We start from the raw sequence: 16,099 nt of genomic DNA on the forward strand, positions 1-16,099 counted from the left end.
GGATTGCCCTGGCGGCAGTCGGCTTGCTGTTACTGATACCGACAGGCGCGACAACGGCTGCCATCGATCCTCTGGGCGCGGGATATGCATTGGGCGCAGGGGTTTGCTGGGCGCTGTACATTCTTTTCGGGCAAAAAGCCGGCGCAGATCATGGCGTTCAGACTGCCGCACTGGGCGTGATGATTGCCGCGCTGTTCGTCGCCCCCATCGGCATCGTTCATGCAGGTACCGCCCTGCTGACACCCTCTTTACTCCCGGTGGCCCTCGGTGTCGCCGTCCTGTCCACGGCACTCCCCTATACCCTGGAGATGGTCGCCCTCACCCGCATACCGGCCAGAACCTTCGGCACCTTGATGAGCATAGAACCCGCTTTTGGCGCGCTGTCGGGCTTGCTGTTCCTTCATGAATACCTCTCCCTGTCACAGTGGATGGCGATCCTTTGCATCATCCTGGCATCGGTCGGCGCAACCATGACCATGGGCGGCGCCGCCAAGCCCGCAATTGCGGCGGATTAACGCGAGATTTGAAGAGGTGCTGGTATTTGCCGTTCATTTAGGCCATGTTTAGCCCCGCAACCCAGTGTCAGACATGGACTTTTCACGATAGGGATATCAGAACGCTTCATACGAAAAGCGACTACTGCCAGACCGGGCGTGAGATCCGGAGATGCACCAAGGAAAGCAATGAAACGAATGTTGATATTGATCGCCGTACTTGCAGTTGCGGGCTGTGCGGCGACCTCGAAGACCCAGATCAAGCACGGCAAGAAAGGCCTACACATCAACTGCTCAGGACTCTCATCCTCTTGGGACAAGTGCTACAGCAGTGCCGCCAATTCCTGCGCGCCGAAGGGATACAAGGTCATCGCCAAGTCAGGGGATGCCGTGGAGGAACCCGGCGATTATCCATTCGGGCTCAACCCGGCCGGCTATACCAGCCGCAGCATGATCGTCATTTGCAAATGATCCGGGGCGAACGCCGCCAAGCCCTCGCGTTAAATCTCGATGACCAGCCGTCCCTGTGCCGCACCCGATTTGAGCAACTCATGGGCGGCCTCGACGGTACTCAAGGTGAACCGGCGCGGATCGACAATCGGCTTGAGCTCGCCCGCCTCGATCAGACGTGCCGCCTCACGCAGTATCTCCCCATGACGCTCACGGCCCTGGCCGGTCAGTAACGGCAGCAGTGTAAAAACTCCGGAATAGCTCGCCCCACGAAATGAAAGTGGTGCGAGGCTGTGCTGCCCCCACCCCAAACAACTCACCACATGACCGTGATACACCCGCGCAGCCCTGAAGGACGCGTCCAGAGTTTCGCCACCCACCGTGTCATACACAATATCGAAGCCCACCCCGCCGGTATGCTCGCCCACATAGTCCTCGACTGACGATTTACGGTAATCGATAAAGGTCGCCCCCAGGCTTTCGATCACCCCCTGACTTCGTGCAGACCCCGTGGCGAAAACCTCGGCACCAAACGAACGAGCAATTTGCACCGCGACATGACCGACGCCTCCCGCTCCGCCATGAATCAACACTTTTTGCCCTGCCCGCACCCGCGCCCGGTCCACCAGTCCCTCCCAGGCAGTAATCAGCACCAGTGGCAACCCTGCCGCTTCACGCATGCTCAGATTGCTCGGCTTGCGGGCCAGCAGCCGCGCATCGACCACCGCATAATCCGCCAGAGAACCCTGGGCGCCACCAATCCCCGTTGCCATCGCATAGACCTCATCGCCAGGCTTCCAATCACACACGCCTTCACCCACGGCTTCCACGATTCCTGCCAAGTCCATGCCCAACACTGCCGGCAGAGGCTGACGCGCATGGCTGGCCTGACCAGCACGGATCTTGATATCCAACGGGTTCACCCCGCTGGCAGCAATCCGCACCAGCACCTGCCCTGCCCCGGGTGCAGGACGATCAATGGCAGCCAGGTGAAACGGAGCATTGGCCGATTCAACTATCAGCGCACGCATTTGCAGTGAATCCGTCATTTCGATTACTCCAGTCAGATAAAGAGACAGGACCGATCTTGCGCCCGCTCACTCATGCCGATAAGACACCGAATCGCTATAGTGAACATGCCCGATTGGCATGAATGAGAAATGCTGTGGATAAACTCAATGCAATGGCCGTCTTCGTGCGAGTGGTCGAACGCGGCAGCTTTTCCGCCGTCGCCCGGGAGCTGCAGACCAGTCAGCCCACCATCAGCAAAGTGCTGCGCGCACTGGAAACGGAGCTGGGGGGAAAGCTGATTGCCCGCAGCACCCGCAAGCTGTCCCTGACCGATGAAGGCCAGCGCTATTACAACGAGTGCCGGCACATCCTCGCCGCCGTGGATGCCGCCGAGCACAGCTTCCAGTCCGGCCGGGAATCCATCGCCGGGCCGCTGCGAATCGGTTCCTCAGTCAGCTTCGGGCGCTTGCAGATTGCCCCGCGCCTGGCGCAATTTCTCAACGACCATCCAAACGTTCAGATCGATCTGCAATTGAGTGATCAGAATCAGGAACTGGTCAGCGAGGGCCTCGATGTCACGTTCCGCATCGGCACGCTCAACGACAGCGGACTGATCGCCCGTCATGTCGGCACGACCCACCGGGTCACCGTCGCCGCGCCGCAATACCTCGCCCGGCACGGCCAACCCCGGACGCCCGAGGACCTGAAGCAGCACAACTGCCTGCTGTTCAATCTGCTCAGCAGTCAGAATCTATGGACGTACGAGGGGCATGAGGTGCGGATCAAGGGCAACGCACAAAGCAACAACTCCGAAGCGATTCGCGAGATGGTTTTGGGGGGATTGGGCATTGCGCTATCGCCGGTGTGGCTGTTCAGCGAGGATCTTAAGGATGGACGAGTAATCGCGATTCTGCAGGATTACGTTGCGCAATCGCTGCCGATCTATGCCGTGTCCCCGGCGAATCGTCGCCAATCCGCCAGGATCAAAGCCTTTGTCGATTACATGAGCCAGGCGCTGGCATCAGCGCCTGAGCTCCGTCCGATCAAATAGCCGCGGTGCGAGTGTTCAACCACTCGAGCGCGGCGCCGTCGAGCAACGGGCTCAAACGCTCACGCACCTCGGCGTGGTAAGCGTTGAACCACTGTTTTTCCTCTTCGCTGAGCAGCGACGGAATCAGGCAACGGGTATCGATCGGGCACAAGGTCAGCGTTTCGAATTTCAGGAACTCACCGAACTCGCTGCTGCCCGCCTCGCGGTTCATGGCCAGGTTCTCGATACGCACGCCCCAGCGACCCGGGCGGTAGGTGCCCGGTTCGATGGAGGTGATCATCCCAGGTTGCATCGCGGTTTGCGGTGCAGGAGCGGCTTGATAGGCGATGACTTGCGGCCCTTCGTGAACATTGAGGAAGTAGCCGACGCCGTGGCCGGTGCCGTGACCATAGTCGACGTTCTCGGCCCAGATCGGCGCACGGGCGATGGCGTCGAGCAGCGGCGACAGAATGCCTTTGGGGAAGCGGGCGCGAGACAAGGCGATGACACCCTTGAGTACGCGTGTGCAATCGCGCTTCTGCTCTTCAGTCGGCGTACCCACCGCCACCATCCGCGTGATATCGGTGGTGCCGCCCAGGTATTGGCCGCCGGAGTCAATCAGCAACAGGCCGTCGCCCTCGATCACTGCGTGCTCTTCCTCAGTGGCGTGGTAATGCGGCATGGCGCCGTTGGCGTTGTAGGCAGCAATGGTGTTGAAGCTCAGCGACACATAACCCGGACGACGCTCGCGTGCTGCAGTGAGTTTTTCGTCGATGGTCAGTTCGGTGATGCGCTCACGGCCCAGCGCCGAGTCGAGCCAGGTGAAGAACTCACAGAGTGCCGCGCCGTCCTGCTCCATGGCCTGACGGATGTGCTCGGCATCGGCCAGGCTCTTCTGCGATTTGGCCAAGGTCGTCGGGTTCAGGCCTTCCACCAGTTTGACGCCGCTATCAAGGTTATCCAGTAGCCCCGCCGTCACACGTGCCGGATCCACCAACAGGCTCGCACCGACTGGCACCGCACTCAAGGCCGCTGCCACTTCGCTGTAATCGCGCAACGTCACGCCGTCCTTCTCCAGAGCTGCGCGCAAATCGGCATCGACCTTGCTCAGCGCCACGAACAGCGTGGCCTGCTGCTGGCTGATCAGGGCGAAAGAGACGAACACCGGGTTGAACGACACATCGCCGCCGCGCAGGTTGAACAGCCAGGCGATGTCATCGAGGGTGGCGATGAAGTGCCAGTCAGCCCCCTTTGCCTGCAGGGTTTCACGCAGCTTGGCGAGTTTTTCGCCGCGGCTGACAGTGGCTTGCGGTGCCAGGTGCTGATAGACCGGCGCGTTCGGCAGTGTCGGGCGATCGCTCCAGACTTCGTTCAACAGGTCGATGTCGGTGCGCAGTCGAGCGCCACGCTCTTGCAGTTTGCTGCCCAGGGTACGCGCAGAGGCCACGGCCATCACCGCACCATCGACCGCGACAACGCCACCTTCCGGGGTTTGTTCGGCCAGCCAGTCCAGCGGGCTCGGTTGACCCGGTTGCAGCTTGACCAATTCGATGCCGCTGCCCTTGAGTTCCTTGGTCGCCTGTTCCCAGTAACGGCTGTCAGCCCAGACACCGGCGAAATCCGGGGTCACGATCAGGGTGCCGACCGAACCATGGAAGCCCGACAACCACTGGCGCCCTTGCCAGTAGCCCGGCAGGTATTCGGACAGATGCGGGTCGGCCGACGGCACCAGAAGCGCATGGATGCCCTCCCGGCTCATCAGTTCACGGGTTTGCGCCAGGCGCTGGGGCACCGATCCATTGATCGAAGACTGCGTATTCATCGTAACTCCTGCTAACCACTCATCAGTGTTGTTGTGTAGCGCCGATCAGGGTCGGCGCTTTATTGCCCTATTGCCAGAATGCCGGGGCACTGGCGCAGGCCGCTTTAATCAGTTGTGCCGCTTGATCGATATCCTGCTCGGTGGTGAACCGTCCCAGGCTCAGGCGGATGGTGCGTCCGGCCGACCGGGCGTCATGCCCCAAGGCCAGCAGCACATGGGATGGCGCATTGCTTGCCGAATTACAGGCCGAGGTCGCGGAAAACGCGATCTGCGCCTGCAGAGCCATCGAATTGAATTCGCCGTCGTTGAACGTCAGGCTCAAGGTATGCGGGATGCGTTGCTCTGCACTGCCATTTAGTCGCACGCCCGGCAGACCGAGCAACTGATCGAGCAGGCGTTTACGCAACGCGACGATATGGGCCTGTTCTTCCTCGAATGCAGCCGATGCCAACGCGAAGGCCTCGCCCATCGCCACGATCTGGTGGGTCGCCAGGGTGCCGGAGCGCAAACCGCCTTCGTGGCCACCGCCATGTATCTGCGCCAGCAAACGTTGGCGGGCCCGTGGGCCGACATACAACGCGCCGATGCCCTTGGGGCCGTAGAGTTTGTGCGCGGAAAAGGACATCAGGTCCACCGGCCATTGCGCCAGGTCGATCGCCACCTTGCCGGCTCCCTGAGCCGCGTCCACATGGAACAGCGCCTGGCGATCACGCACCACCTGGCCAATGGCCGGAATGTCATTGAGCGTTCCCAGCTCGTTGTTGACCAGCATCAGCGACACCAGGAAGGTGTCGTCGCGCATCGCCTCGCTGACCGCTTGCGGGGTGATCAGGCCATCGGCATCCGGCACCAGATAAGTCACCGCTACGCCGCTGTCCTGCAACTGCTTCGCAGTGTCGAGAATGGCCTTGTGTTCGATCTGGCTGGTAATGATGTGGCCGCCGGCAACGCCGCGGGCCTGGGCGACACCCTTGAGGGCGAGGTTGTTGGATTCGGTGGCGCCGCTGGTCCAGACGATCTGTTCAGCCAGGGCGCCGACCAGTTCGGCGACCTGGCGCCGCGCCAGCTCGACCGACTGCCGGGCCTGCTGGCCAAATGCGTGGGAGCTGGAGGCCGGATTGCCGAAATTGCCGTTGAAACCCAGACACTCGACCATGACCTTGATGACTCGCTCATCCACCGGCGTGGTGGCGGCGTAGTCGAAATACAACGGACGTTTATTCATATATGACTCACAGAGCGTGTTCCGGGGTCAGGAGGCTCATCACTGCAAACGGCAAAACGCAGCCTTGTGAGCTGCGTTGCGATTTCAGAACGTTACCAATACCTGATCGGATGCCGTTAAAGAAGTCCAGCTTCATTAAAAGTGCGTAGGTACGCTCCTGAAAAGCCAGCTTAACAGGCATCGGGCAACCGGTTGAAGCAATGAGTCAGCTAAAGCTTTCGTGCAGGATCGGATACAGCGAAGCCACCAGCAGCGCGGCCATGCCCCAGTTGAACAGACGCAACCAGCGTCGATCTTTCAACACATTGCGCAACAGCGTGCCGCAGGCCGCCCAGAGCCCAACGCTCGGCAGGTTGATCAGCGCGAACACGGCGGCGATCACGATCACGTTGGTGAAGTAGCCCTGCATCGGCGTGTAGGTACTGATCGCGCCGATGGCCATGATCCAGGCTTTGGGATTGACCCATTGAAACGCAGCGGCACCCAGATAGCTGATCGGCTTGCCTCCGCTCTTTTCAGTGTCGGAAACCGGCCCGGAATGGGCGATTTTCCACGCCAGATACAGCAAATACGCTGCGCCGATATAACGCAGGGCCGTGTAGAGCACCGGATAAGTCTGGAACACCGCGCCCAGGCCAAAACCGACCGCCACCACCAGCGCGAAGAAGCCGCAGGAAATGCCAAGCATATGGGGAATGGTCCGGTGAAAGCCGAAGTTCACGCCCGATGCCAGCAGCATCATGTTGTTCGGACCCGGTGTGATCGAGGTGACAAGAGCAAACAGGGCGAAGCCCAGCAGCAGATCGAGTGAGAGCGTCATGGGTGGCAGTCCGTCAGGGTCGGTCAGGTATTGACCCTATCGCACACCCTTGGGGAAACCCACGGACAGTTAGGCGAAAATTTGAGCAGTACAGTTTTCGATCAGCTGGCGCGACCGTGCAGCTGTACAGCTCGCTCGGCGTTCATTTCGCCTTGCTTGTCAAAACCGATGGTTTTTTGTGGCTGGCCAAGCAACTCGGCTTTTTTCGCGTGATATTCATCGAAAGACAAACCCCGGCGATTCAGGGCTTCCAGCGCCAGTTCACGGGTTTCCTCAGCGGTGTAGGGCCGCAGTTCCGGGGAAACATGACTGGCACATCCGGCAAGAACGGAAAGGCTCAGCAGCAGGGAAGCGGTGATCAGGGTTTTCATGTCTGGCGTCCTGGCGATCTGGGTTCGGGGCAATGAACACAGGCTACCCGCGCCTTTGGACGGGCAGAAATCACCGCTTTCGATAGTGGCTATCGAGTTTTTCTAATGACAGGTCCTTATATTCCATAAAGCACTATAAATATTTATTTAACTTATTTTACGGAATAACAGAGAAGCTTTATAACTCGCGCCACTGCGCAGTTTTGCGCGAATTGCGCACGACCCAATGGATTACAAGCTCCAGGAGCTGGGTGAAGGGGCACTGAACCAGGCCCCGACGATTCCCCCTTCCATTCATAGCCTGCCCGACAAGGAGCCTGCCCCATGCAACTGCTGACCTTACCGCCCTCGCCCGCGCTCGCCACCTCGATCCGCGCCACGGCGCAAGTATTCGAAGACCCGAAGTCCCAGGCCTTGCTGGCACACCTGCAACAAGTCGCGCCCAGTGAAGCCAGCGTGCTGATCATTGGCGAAACCGGCACCGGCAAGGAATTGGTCGCCCGACATATCCACAACCTCAGCGCCCGCCGCAACCGCCCGTTCGTGGCGGTGAACTGCGGCGCGTTTTCCGAATCGCTGGTCGAGGCCGAATTGTTCGGTCATGAGAAAGGCGCGTTCACCGGCGCCCTGAGCGCCAAGGCCGGCTGGTTCGAAGAGGCGGACGGCGGCACCTTGTTCCTCGATGAAATCGGCGATTTGCCGATGGCGATCCAGGTCAAGTTGCTGCGGGTCTTGCAGGAGCGGGAGGTAGTGCGCCTGGGTTCGCGCAAAAGCATCCCCATCAACGTGCGGGTGCTGGCGGCCACCAACGTGCAGCTGGAAAAGGCCATCAACGCCGGGCATTTTCGCGAGGACCTGTACTACCGGCTCGACGTGGTCAGCCTGGAGCTGAACCCGTTGCGCGATCGCCCGGGAGACATCCTGCCCCTGACCCGGCACTTCATCGATGTCTACAGCCAGCGCCTCGGATATGGCGAGATCACCCTCAGCAAGGAAGCCGAGCAGAAACTGCGCAGCTACAGCTGGCCGGGCAACATCCGTGAACTGGAAAACGTCATTCATCACACCCTGCTGATTTGCCGCAACGGGGTAATCGAACGCGATGACTTGCGCCTGTCGAACCTGCGCATCGAGCGCCAGGACGACGCCCACTTGCAGGTCGACAACAGCGCCGAAGCGCTGCTGGATCGGGCCTTTCAAAAGCTCTTCGAAGAACAGGCCGGCGCCTTGCACGAAAAAGTCGAAGACGCCTTGTTGCGGGCGGCTTATCGCTTCAGCCACTACAACCAGGTGCACACCGCCGCACTGCTCGGGTTGAGCCGCAACGTCACGCGCACGCGCCTGATCAAGATCGGCGAACTGGCGGTCAACAAGCGACGCCCCGCGGAAAACCTGCTCGGTGAGCGCTTGATGCAGCTGTCGATCTAAGCCACCAGATTGCAATGCAGGGCGTTGTCGTGACTGAGCTCCAGGCTGTGCAGCACCCGGAACGAACCAAAGGTCACGGTTTTCGCCTGATGGGCACGGATCAACTGCCAGAAATCCTGTTCACCGCTTTCAAAACCCTGAAACGCGGCTTCCCCGGCCTCGCGGGTTTGCCATTGCAGATAATTGAGCACACGCCGGCCATCGTCGCTGGCCTGGATGCTGGCACTCAGAAAACCACTGCAGTGCTGGGCCAGATGCTCGGTCTGCTGCGATAAGGCCGTCACCAGCGCCATTTGCTGATGGGGCTCGATCTCGAATTCGATCAACTGGGTGAAACTGCGATTTTTCTCCGGCGCTTGCATGAAAGCTCCCCCGCTACCTGTAGGACGGATCTTGCGATCCGAAGGCGTGCAGGTTAAAACCTCTAGTTAACTAGAGGTCAAGGAGCTTTTTCACATGATCAGCCCGGAACACCTGCACAAGGAACTCACCGTCGGCCAACTGGCGGCTCGCAGCGGCGTGGCGGTCACGGCGTTGCATTTTTATGAGTCCAAAGGACTGATCAAAAGCAACCGTAATCAAGGCAACCAACGGCGATATCCGCGAGAGGTTTTGCGTCGGGTGGCGTTGATCAAGGTCGCCCAGCGCCTGGGCATTCCCTTGGCCGAAATCGGCGAGGCGCTCAAGACCCTGCCGGACAATCGCGCACCGACGGCAGCGGACTGGAAGGTGTTGTCAGAGCAATGGAGTCGGGATCTGGATGAGCGGATCCGGCAGTTGACGCTGTTGCGCGACAAACTCAATGGCTGCATTGGCTGTGGGTGCCTGTCGATGGAGGCGTGTCCGTTGCGCAACTTTGGCGATGTGCTGGGGGAACAGGGGCCGGGGGCGCAGCTGCTGGAATCGGGGTCTGATCCGAGATAGCGGTGCGGCCATCGCGGGCAAGCCATGCTCCTACAGGATTTGTGTCGTTCGCACTAATCAAAAACGACTCGAAACCTGTAGGAGCAAGGCTTGCCCGCGATAGCGCCCTCAAGACCAAAGAAAAATCAGAACCCAGGCGCAATCTGCCCTTTGTACCGAGTCAGAATGAACTGCCGCACATCATCGGAATTCAACGCCTTGGCCAGCTTCTGCAAGCCAGGGTCGTTGATGTTGTCCGGCCGGGCGACCAGGAATTCGACGTACAGGCTCTTGCCCTTCTCGACGATCAACGCACTGTTGGTGTCGATCCCCGCCTCCAGCGCGTAGTTCGCGAACACGAACGCCAAGTCCACTTGGCTCACCGAACGGGCCAGCAACGCGCCTTCCAGTTCACGGATTTTCAGATGCTTGGGGTTCTCGGCAATGTCCCGCTGGGTGGCCAGGGTGTTGCTCGGATCCTTGAGCTTGATCAGCCCGGCCTCGTGCAACAGCACCAGCGCACGGCCGGTGTTCACCGGGTCGTTGGGGATCGATACCGTGGCGCCGTCCTTCAACTCGGAGATGTTTTTGATCTTGGTCGAGTAAGCACCGAACGGCTCGATGTGCACACCGACCACCGGCACCAGATCGGTGTGACGGGTCTTGTTGTAGTCATCCAGAAATGGCCGGTACTGGTAATAGTTGGCATCCAGGTTCTTCAACGCCAACTGCTGGTTGGGCTGGATGAAATCGGTGAAGACCTTGATGTCCAGGTCCACGCCTTCCTTGGCCAGGGTCGGTTTGACGAATTCGAGAATCTCCGCGTGCGGCACCGGCGTGGCGCCGACGGTGAGTTTTTCGTTGGCGTGAACACTTAACGAAATCAAGGCAGCCAGAACGGCCAATGTCTTTTTCATGCTGTACTCCTGGGCAGATTTAGATGGCCGTCGTGGGGCGGACGTGGGGCCGGACTTTTTCATTAAAAGGAATCGATTCTTCAGCGGTGGCTGTAGCGCGCCACCAGCCGGTCGCCGCTCATTTGCAGGGCCTGGACCAGCACCAGCAGCAACACCACGGTGACCACCATCACGTCGGTCTGGAATCGCTGATAGCCATAGCGGATGGCCAGATCGCCGAGGCCGCCACCGCCGATCACCCCGGCCATCGCCGTGTAATCCACCAGCACGATGGCGGTCACAGTGATCGCCGCCAACAGCCCTCCCCGGGCTTCGGGCAACAGCGTGTAGCGGATGATTTGCCAGGTATTGGCGCCCATGGCCTGGGTCGCCTCCACCACCCCGCGATCGACTTCGCGCAAGGCGGTTTCCACCAGCCGCGCAAAGAACGGCGTGCAACCCACCACCAGCGGCGGAATGGTCCCCGGCACCCCCAGCGAAGTGCCGACCAGCACGGTGGTCAGGGGAATCAGCACGATCAGCAGAATGATGAACGGCAGCGAACGCAGCATGTTCACGATCACCGACAGCACCCGGTAAAGCCCGACGGCTTCATGCAGCTGGCGCTTGCCGGTGAGGAACAGCAGCACGCCCAAAGGCAGCCCCAGCAGCACGGTAAAACCCAGGGCCGCGCCGAGCATGCTCAGGGTGTCGAGGCAGGCCTGGCCGATGTCCGCCCAATAAATGTTCTTGAACAATTCGGCCATGATCACGACCAGTCGTGGCGCGGCGGTTTCACGCCGTTGAGCAACCAGTTGCCGACCACGTGGTACTTCCAGCGCACAGGATCGTGCAGGGTATGCACCCGGGCGTTGCGCCAGTGGCGGTCGAGGTTGTGCTTCTTCAGGGTCGAACGGGTACCGCCGAGTTCGAACAGTTTGTTGGCCGCTTCGATGGCGATTTCGGTGGTCAGCACCTTGGCCTTGGCGACGGCCAAAGAAGCGTGGGCAACCGTGTCTTCGTCCGGTGCCGGGCGTGCCGCATCCAGCGCGCGCCCCGCCCGCTCCAGCAGGGCTTCGGCGGCCTCCAGGCGAATCTCCAGTCCGCCAACCGCAATGATGGTCAGCGGATCTTCGCTGGCCTTGTCCACACCCGCATCGATCCATGGCCGAGCGAACTCCCGGACGAAGGCGATGGTGTCGCGCAGCGCGGCGCGGGCGATGCCGGCGTCGATGGCGGCGGTGGTCAACTGGGCGAACGGGCCGGCCAGGGTCGGGCTTTCATAAGAACGATAGGTCGGGAACAGATTGAAAGCCGGGATGTGCAGGTCATCGGCCAGCACCGTGCCGCTGGAGGTGGTGCGCTGGCCGATGCTGTCCCAATCGTCGACGACCACCAGTCCTCGAGTGCCGCGTTCGACGAAGGCCAGTTGGCCCTTTTGCTCTTCATCCAGTGCCAGCACCGCCAGCCAGTGGGCGTACAGCGAACCGGTACAGTAACCCTTGCGACCGTTGATCACATAACCGTCGCCATAACGGCGGATGGTCGCCTGGATGTCCTGCACATTTTTGCCGCCGGTTTCCGACAGGGCATTGGCAAAGCGATGGCCTTGCAGCGCCAGGGCGAAGAAATGCGCTTGCTGTTCGGGCGAGCCTTGCAGGCGAATGTCTTCCAGCAGGCAATAGTGGTTCTGCGGGATCTGCCCCAGGGACGGATCGGCCGCGGAGATGATCGCAATGACCTGCGCCAGGACCGCGTAAGACACCTGTGCACCGCCGAACTCCCTAGGCACGGTGATGCCCCACAGGCCACTGTTGGAATACAGATCGACGATCTCGGCGGGTACCTGGCGTGTACGGTCGCGTTCGGCGTCCTGTTCCAGCAGGACAGCAGCGACTTGCTCGGCGACGCGCAGCGCTTCGGCTTCGTCGGCGATGCGATGGGCGGCTGGCGGGTTGATCGGATAAACGGCAGATGGGGGCAAGGCAGACATACAGGACTCTCGATAACAGTGTTTATCAAGGGTCATTGCAGCTTCTGTGCCTGGGTGCGTGGCGCCGTGTTTACGGGTGTTTCAGCGGTTTTTGCAAGTTTCGGCACTGCCGTAGCCGGGACAATCTGTTGCTTTGCTGTTGACTCACAAACACCGCAGTCCCCCTGTAGGAGCGGCCGCAGGCTGCGATCTTTTTGTGAACTCAATCCCTGCTGAAAGTCAAAATCAAAAGATCGCAGCCTGCTGTGCAGGTTTAGCCAGCTTCTACACTTGTTCCGCTGGAGAGCGGTCTTCAACTCACAAAAAAGGGAGAAGCATAATGAGCGTCAAACCGATTCCAGAGGGTTATCACAGCGTCACCCCGTACCTGGGCATCGCCAAGGCGGCCGAGGCCATCGAGTTCTACAAGAAAGCATTCGGCGCCGTTGAAGTCATGCGCCTGTCCATGCCCGACGGCGGCGTCGGCCACGCCGAACTGCGCATCGGCGACTGCCCGATCATGCTGGGCACGCCTTGCGATCAGGGGCCGCTGAGCAATCCGGACCAGTCGCCTTCCGTGGGCTTGCATCTATATGTGACCGATGTCGACAAGTCTTATAAGCAGGCGATTGCCGCCGGCGGCATCGTGGTGTCGGAGGTCAAGGATCAGTTCTATGGCGACCGTTCGGGGACCTTGAAAGATCCCTATGGCCATCTGTGGTTTCTGGCCACGCGCAAGGAGGATCTGACCCAGGAGCAGATTGAACAGCGGGCGAAGGAGATGTTTCAGCAAGGTTGAGGCATTGAGTGTTTGGGCGGGCCTCTTCGCGAGCAATCCCGCTCCCACAGGTACTGCAACCCATCCAGACTGAAAAAGTCCGCTGACCATCACCGGTTCAGCGGGCTTTCATTCCCGACTTCAACGATCACCGCCGCCAGCAATTGCACACCGGCCTCCGGGTCATTGAGCAGGTTCTCCAGGTCATTGAGGTTGGCTTTCACCCCTTGAGGATTTAGACCCTGGGTGGGCTTTCGATGAAGGTGACGCCAGGCCTTTTTGCAGGGGAACAACCTCAAGCCCCGCGACCATGAATGCAACGGAACCGGGCTGGTAACCCAGATGCCGGTAGAACGGCTCGCTGGAGCGAGTGCAGTGGAGCCGCACCCGTTGCTGGCCCTGATTGATCAACCAGTCTTCAAGATCGCGCACCAGGGTCCGCCCGGCGCCACGGCGAAACGATTCCGGCTGCACGTAACAGAACGCCACCTTGCCGCAGACCGAGGCCATGGCGACGCCGACAGGTTTGTTCTGCAACAAGGCGATATTCAGGTACAGCCGTGGGTCCGTGAGCCAGTGCCGGATATGCTCATCTGTCGTGTTGCAGGTCCAGGCGGCAAGGGTTTGCGGTTGGTTGCGGTGGTCACGAGCGCAACCAACGCGGATCGAACGCTCGATGATGCGGCTAATGATGCCGACATCGGCGGGCGTGGCCTTGCAGGTTTGAATCGGGTTATCCATGGCGACGTTACCTCAATCCGTTGAGAGTGAGGAACGATAGTTCTGAGAGGTCCGGGCGGCCAATGCAGAGACGTTACCTCTGATGTGCCGCATTGATTCCCATGCAGGAGCTGCCGCAGGGTATGTGTAGAGCCTGTCAGGCCGGCTGCAACGGCATGGTCAGCTCAACCCGCAACCCATCCGGCCGGCTGTCGAAATGCAGGGTGCAACCACAGCGTTGAACGATGGCCTGGACAATCGCCAGACCCAGGCCGCAACCGGTGCTCTGACCATTGCGCCAGAAACGCTGGGTCAAATGCTGCAAGTCGTCCTCGGCAATCCCCGGCCCGTGATCGCGGACCACAAACTGCACACGATTACCGGTGGTTTGCAGACTCAACTCCACCGGTCCGTCTCCGGGCGTATGGCGCAAAGCGTTGTCCAGCAGGTTGCGCAGCGCGGCAATCGACAGCACCGACGGCATTTTCACCGGTGCGTGGGAGAACCTGGCCGGGACGTTGAGCCTGATGCGCTGGCGATCGCCGCCGGCAGTGTCCTGGATCGCCAGTTTCGCCACCTGCTCGGCGCTGCATTGCACGCCGTCATCGAACGACAGACTGCCTTCGACCCGCGCCAGCAACAGCAATTGTTCCAGAGTCCGGTGCAGACGGTCGGCGCCCTCTTCGGCCCGGGCCAACGATTGATCGCGGGCCGCGCCCTCGGTCATCCGCGCCACTTGCAGATGGGTCTTGATCGCGGTCAACGGGCTGCGCAGTTCGTGGGCGGCATCACCGGTCAGCCGGCGCTCGCGCTCGATGGTCTTGCCGATGCGCTGGAACAGCTGGTTCTGCGTCTCGAGCAGAGGTTGCAGTTCGCTGGGCAACGGCTGGACCTGCAGCGGTTCGAGCGAGTCGGGACTGCGACGCATCAAGGCGTCGCGCATGCGATTGAGCGGCGCCAGCCCCTGGCCAATCCCCAGCCAGAGCAGGCACAGACATCCGAGTAACGCCACGCCTACTGGCACCGAAGCCGCCAGCAGGATCGACATGTTCAGGGCCTCGCGTTCGATCTGTCGATCCGCCGTGGTGATCCGCAGATCGCCACGGGCCAGGGTAAAACTGCGCCACGGCGCGCCATCGATCATCTGATCGTGGAAGCCCATTTTCTCCGCTTCCAGGGTTTGTCCCGGATCGCTGTGGCTGCGAGCGAGGATTTCCCCGCGCAACGAGCTGACCTGGCAAGCCATCCCCCCGGGAATATTGAGTTGTTCGGCACTGAAATGCGTGCCCTCGCCCTTGCTTGGCAACGGCGGCAACTGCTCCATCAGCCCGGCGACCATTCGCGCCGACGCCACCAGACGCTGGTCGAGGGAAAACATCATCTGATTGCGCAAATCGCTGAGCATCCAGGCCGCAGCCAGTGCCCAGATCAGCGCAAACGCGCCCCCGAGCACCAGGCTCAGGCGCAAACGCAGACTCATCACTTGGTTTGATCTCCCCCATCGGCCGGGCCCAGGCGATACCCCAGGCCGCGCACGGTCTCGACAATGCCATTGCCGAGTTTGCGCCGCAGATGATGGATATGGACGTTGAGGGCGTTGCTCTCCAGCTCGTCATTAAAGCCGTAGACGCTGTCCTTGAGCTGCTCGCTGGACAACACGCGGCCGCGGTTATGCAGCAGGGCTTGCAACAGGGATTGTTCGCGACGGGAAAGGTCCACCGGCTGCCCGGCAAGAGTGGTTTCGCGACTGCTCGGGTCGTAGGTCAGGGCGCCGTGCTCGATCAGGTTGACGCTGCGCCCCGCCACTCGTCGCAATAGAGTGTGCAGGCGCGCGGCCAGTTCGCGCAGGTCGAAAGGCTTGAGCAGGTAGTCATCGGCGCCGGCCTGCAAGCCGTCGACGCGGTCGGTGACCGAGTCCCGGGCCGTAAGGATCAGCACCGGCAGCTCCAGGCCGCTCTGGCGTAATTGTTGAAGCAACTTCAGGCCGTCTTCGTCAGGCAGGCCGAGGTCGAGTACCATCACGTCGAATTCCGCGACCTTGAGCATCGCCCGGGCCGCGGACGCCGTGGCCACGTGTTCAACGGTCAGGCCCTGAGCGGTCAGGCCGGCGACGATGCCGCTGGCGATCAACTCATCGTCTTCGCAAACCAGTACGTGCATGGGGAGCCTCGTGTAAATA

At 60.8% G+C, this 16,099-nt stretch carries 18 protein-coding genes and 1 pseudogene (1 of these 19 running past the window's edge); 6 read left to right on the forward strand and 13 right to left on the reverse strand.

Going from position 1 to position 16,099, the window contains the following annotated elements; all coding sequences use genetic code 11:
- A protein-coding gene (gene rhtA / locus DKY63_RS10995) for a threonine/homoserine exporter RhtA (RefSeq protein ID WP_110964111.1) crosses the window boundary here: on the forward strand, nt 1–515 show its 3' portion. It extends 373 nt beyond the left edge of the window; the window shows 515 of its 888 coding nt (coding positions 374–888); its start codon lies off the left edge, out of view; its stop codon occupies nt 513–515.
- A gap of 168 nt (nt 516–683) precedes the next feature.
- Nucleotides 684–965 (forward strand): hypothetical protein, encoded by a 282-nt coding sequence (locus tag DKY63_RS11000; RefSeq protein WP_110964112.1) that lies wholly within the window; start codon nt 684–686, stop codon nt 963–965.
- A gap of 29 nt (nt 966–994) precedes the next feature.
- On the opposite strand, the gene DKY63_RS11005 is transcribed toward DKY63_RS11000, so the two are convergent.
- Nucleotides 995–1,993 carry a zinc-dependent alcohol dehydrogenase family protein gene (locus DKY63_RS11005; RefSeq protein WP_110964113.1) on the reverse strand — a complete coding sequence of 333 codons (999 nt, stop codon included), beginning with the start codon at nt 1,991–1,993 and terminating at the stop codon, nt 995–997.
- A 104-nt stretch (nt 1,994–2,097) separates the two neighbouring features.
- Here DKY63_RS11005 and DKY63_RS11010 point away from each other — a divergent pair, with 104 nt between their 5' ends.
- Complete coding sequence (locus DKY63_RS11010; protein WP_204354322.1) at nt 2,098–3,006, forward strand: LysR family transcriptional regulator; 909 nt, start codon at nt 2,098–2,100, stop codon at nt 3,004–3,006.
- Here DKY63_RS11010 and DKY63_RS11015 read toward each other — a convergent pair.
- The 4 genes from DKY63_RS11015 to DKY63_RS11030 form a co-directional block, all read right to left on the reverse strand.
- Entirely contained in the window at nt 2,999–4,807 is a 1,809-nt protein-coding gene (locus DKY63_RS11015; protein WP_110964115.1) for an aminopeptidase P family protein, read from the reverse strand. The genes DKY63_RS11010 and DKY63_RS11015 overlap by 8 nt on opposite strands.
- A 67-nt stretch (nt 4,808–4,874) precedes the next feature.
- A complete protein-coding gene (locus DKY63_RS11020; protein ID WP_110964116.1) occupies nt 4,875–6,032 on the reverse strand; it encodes an aminotransferase class V-fold PLP-dependent enzyme in 1,158 nt (385 codons plus the stop codon).
- Nucleotides 6,033–6,237: 205 nt separating this feature from the next.
- Entirely contained in the window at nt 6,238–6,852 is a 615-nt protein-coding gene (locus DKY63_RS11025) for a LysE family translocator (protein WP_110964117.1), read from the reverse strand.
- 101 nt (nt 6,853–6,953) lie between these two features.
- Nucleotides 6,954–7,223 carry a hypothetical protein gene (locus tag DKY63_RS11030; protein WP_110964118.1) on the reverse strand — a complete coding sequence of 90 codons (270 nt, stop codon included), beginning with the start codon at nt 7,221–7,223 and terminating at the stop codon, nt 6,954–6,956.
- Nucleotides 7,224–7,547: 324 nt separating this feature from the next.
- Here DKY63_RS11030 and DKY63_RS11035 point away from each other — a divergent pair, with 324 nt between their 5' ends.
- Nucleotides 7,548–8,651 (forward strand): sigma-54 interaction domain-containing protein, encoded by a 1,104-nt coding sequence (locus DKY63_RS11035; RefSeq protein WP_110964119.1) that lies wholly within the window; start codon nt 7,548–7,550, stop codon nt 8,649–8,651.
- Here the strand turns inward: DKY63_RS11035 and DKY63_RS11040 are convergent.
- Nucleotides 8,648–9,013, reverse strand: coding sequence for an antibiotic biosynthesis monooxygenase (locus DKY63_RS11040; protein ID WP_110964120.1), 366 nt, complete (start codon nt 9,011–9,013; stop codon nt 8,648–8,650). The two genes, DKY63_RS11035 and DKY63_RS11040, sit on opposite strands and share 4 nt — an antisense overlap.
- A gap of 94 nt (nt 9,014–9,107) precedes the next feature.
- Between DKY63_RS11040 and soxR the strand changes: the two genes are divergently transcribed.
- A complete protein-coding gene (gene soxR, locus DKY63_RS11045) occupies nt 9,108–9,575 on the forward strand; it encodes a redox-sensitive transcriptional activator SoxR (protein ID WP_110964121.1) in 468 nt (155 codons plus the stop codon).
- A 125-nt stretch (nt 9,576–9,700) separates the two neighbouring features.
- On the opposite strand, the gene DKY63_RS11050 is transcribed toward soxR, so the two are convergent.
- From DKY63_RS11050 to DKY63_RS11060, 3 genes are all read right to left on the reverse strand, one after another.
- The gene (locus tag DKY63_RS11050; protein WP_110964122.1) at nt 9,701–10,471 is read right to left on the reverse strand and encodes a MetQ/NlpA family ABC transporter substrate-binding protein; all 771 of its coding nucleotides are present in this window, start codon (nt 10,469–10,471) and stop codon (nt 9,701–9,703) included.
- An 80-nt stretch (nt 10,472–10,551) separates the two neighbouring features.
- Nucleotides 10,552–11,217 carry a methionine ABC transporter permease gene (locus tag DKY63_RS11055; protein WP_110964123.1) on the reverse strand — a complete coding sequence of 222 codons (666 nt, stop codon included), beginning with the start codon at nt 11,215–11,217 and terminating at the stop codon, nt 10,552–10,554.
- A 2-nt stretch (nt 11,218–11,219) separates the two neighbouring features.
- Nucleotides 11,220–12,443, reverse strand: a complete 1,224-nt coding sequence (locus tag DKY63_RS11060; protein ID WP_110964124.1) for an SfnB family sulfur acquisition oxidoreductase — start codon at nt 12,441–12,443, stop codon at nt 11,220–11,222.
- A 319-nt stretch (nt 12,444–12,762) separates the two neighbouring features.
- Between DKY63_RS11060 and DKY63_RS11065 the strand changes: the two genes are divergently transcribed.
- Nucleotides 12,763–13,221 (forward strand): VOC family protein, encoded by a 459-nt coding sequence (locus DKY63_RS11065; RefSeq protein WP_110964125.1) that lies wholly within the window; start codon nt 12,763–12,765, stop codon nt 13,219–13,221.
- Nucleotides 13,222–13,337: 116 nt separating this feature from the next.
- Here DKY63_RS11065 and DKY63_RS32675 read toward each other — a convergent pair.
- From DKY63_RS32675 to DKY63_RS11085, 4 genes and pseudogenes are all read right to left on the reverse strand, one after another.
- Nucleotides 13,338–13,427, reverse strand: a pseudogene (locus tag DKY63_RS32675) (hypothetical protein); the annotation flags it as partial.
- Complete coding sequence (locus DKY63_RS11075) at nt 13,405–13,941, reverse strand: GNAT family N-acetyltransferase (protein WP_110964127.1); 537 nt, start codon at nt 13,939–13,941, stop codon at nt 13,405–13,407. The gene DKY63_RS11075 and the pseudogene DKY63_RS32675, both read right to left, overlap by 23 nt.
- A 136-nt stretch (nt 13,942–14,077) precedes the next feature.
- On the reverse strand, nt 14,078–15,403 hold the full coding sequence (locus DKY63_RS11080; RefSeq protein ID WP_110964128.1) for an ATP-binding protein: 1,326 nt from the start codon (nt 15,401–15,403) through the stop codon (nt 14,078–14,080).
- A complete protein-coding gene (locus DKY63_RS11085; RefSeq protein ID WP_110964129.1) occupies nt 15,400–16,080 on the reverse strand; it encodes a response regulator in 681 nt (226 codons plus the stop codon). Before DKY63_RS11085 ends, DKY63_RS11080 begins: the two co-directional genes overlap by 4 nt.
- Nucleotides 16,081–16,099: the final 19 nt, after the last annotated feature.

Origin of the sequence: Pseudomonas putida (assembly GCF_003228315.1) — a bacterium.
Lineage (GTDB): Bacteria > Pseudomonadota > Gammaproteobacteria > Pseudomonadales > Pseudomonadaceae > Aquipseudomonas > Aquipseudomonas putida_S.

Bases quoted from the DNA above. Each gene is read 5' to 3' on its own strand.
- DKY63_RS11040 (WP_110964120.1), bottom strand. From the start codon at position 9,013: ATGCAAGCGCCGGAGAAAAATCGCAGTTTCACCCAGTTGATCGAATTC.
- DKY63_RS11010 (WP_204354322.1), top strand. From the start codon at position 2,098: ATGAGAAATGCTGTGGATAAACTCAATGCAATGGCCGTCTTCGTGCGA.
- DKY63_RS11015 (WP_110964115.1), bottom strand. From the start codon at position 4,807: ATGAATACGCAGTCTTCGATCAATGGATCGGTGCCCCAGCGCCTGGCG.
- DKY63_RS11005 (WP_110964113.1), bottom strand. From the start codon at position 1,993: ATGACGGATTCACTGCAAATGCGTGCGCTGATAGTTGAATCGGCCAAT.
- DKY63_RS11035 (WP_110964119.1), top strand. From the start codon at position 7,548: ATGCAACTGCTGACCTTACCGCCCTCGCCCGCGCTCGCCACCTCGATC.
- DKY63_RS11025 (WP_110964117.1), bottom strand. From the start codon at position 6,852: ATGACGCTCTCACTCGATCTGCTGCTGGGCTTCGCCCTGTTTGCTCTT.
- DKY63_RS11060 (WP_110964124.1), bottom strand. From the start codon at position 12,443: ATGTCTGCCTTGCCCCCATCTGCCGTTTATCCGATCAACCCGCCAGCC.
- soxR (WP_110964121.1), top strand. From the start codon at position 9,108: ATGATCAGCCCGGAACACCTGCACAAGGAACTCACCGTCGGCCAACTG.
- DKY63_RS11020 (WP_110964116.1), bottom strand. From the start codon at position 6,032: ATGAATAAACGTCCGTTGTATTTCGACTACGCCGCCACCACGCCGGTG.
- DKY63_RS11055 (WP_110964123.1), bottom strand. From the start codon at position 11,217: ATGGCCGAATTGTTCAAGAACATTTATTGGGCGGACATCGGCCAGGCC.
- DKY63_RS11075 (WP_110964127.1), bottom strand. From the start codon at position 13,941: ATGGATAACCCGATTCAAACCTGCAAGGCCACGCCCGCCGATGTCGGC.
- DKY63_RS11065 (WP_110964125.1), top strand. From the start codon at position 12,763: ATGAGCGTCAAACCGATTCCAGAGGGTTATCACAGCGTCACCCCGTAC.
- DKY63_RS11000 (WP_110964112.1), top strand. From the start codon at position 684: ATGAAACGAATGTTGATATTGATCGCCGTACTTGCAGTTGCGGGCTGT.
- DKY63_RS11030 (WP_110964118.1), bottom strand. From the start codon at position 7,223: ATGAAAACCCTGATCACCGCTTCCCTGCTGCTGAGCCTTTCCGTTCTT.
- DKY63_RS11085 (WP_110964129.1), bottom strand. From the start codon at position 16,080: ATGCACGTACTGGTTTGCGAAGACGATGAGTTGATCGCCAGCGGCATC.
- DKY63_RS11050 (WP_110964122.1), bottom strand. From the start codon at position 10,471: ATGAAAAAGACATTGGCCGTTCTGGCTGCCTTGATTTCGTTAAGTGTT.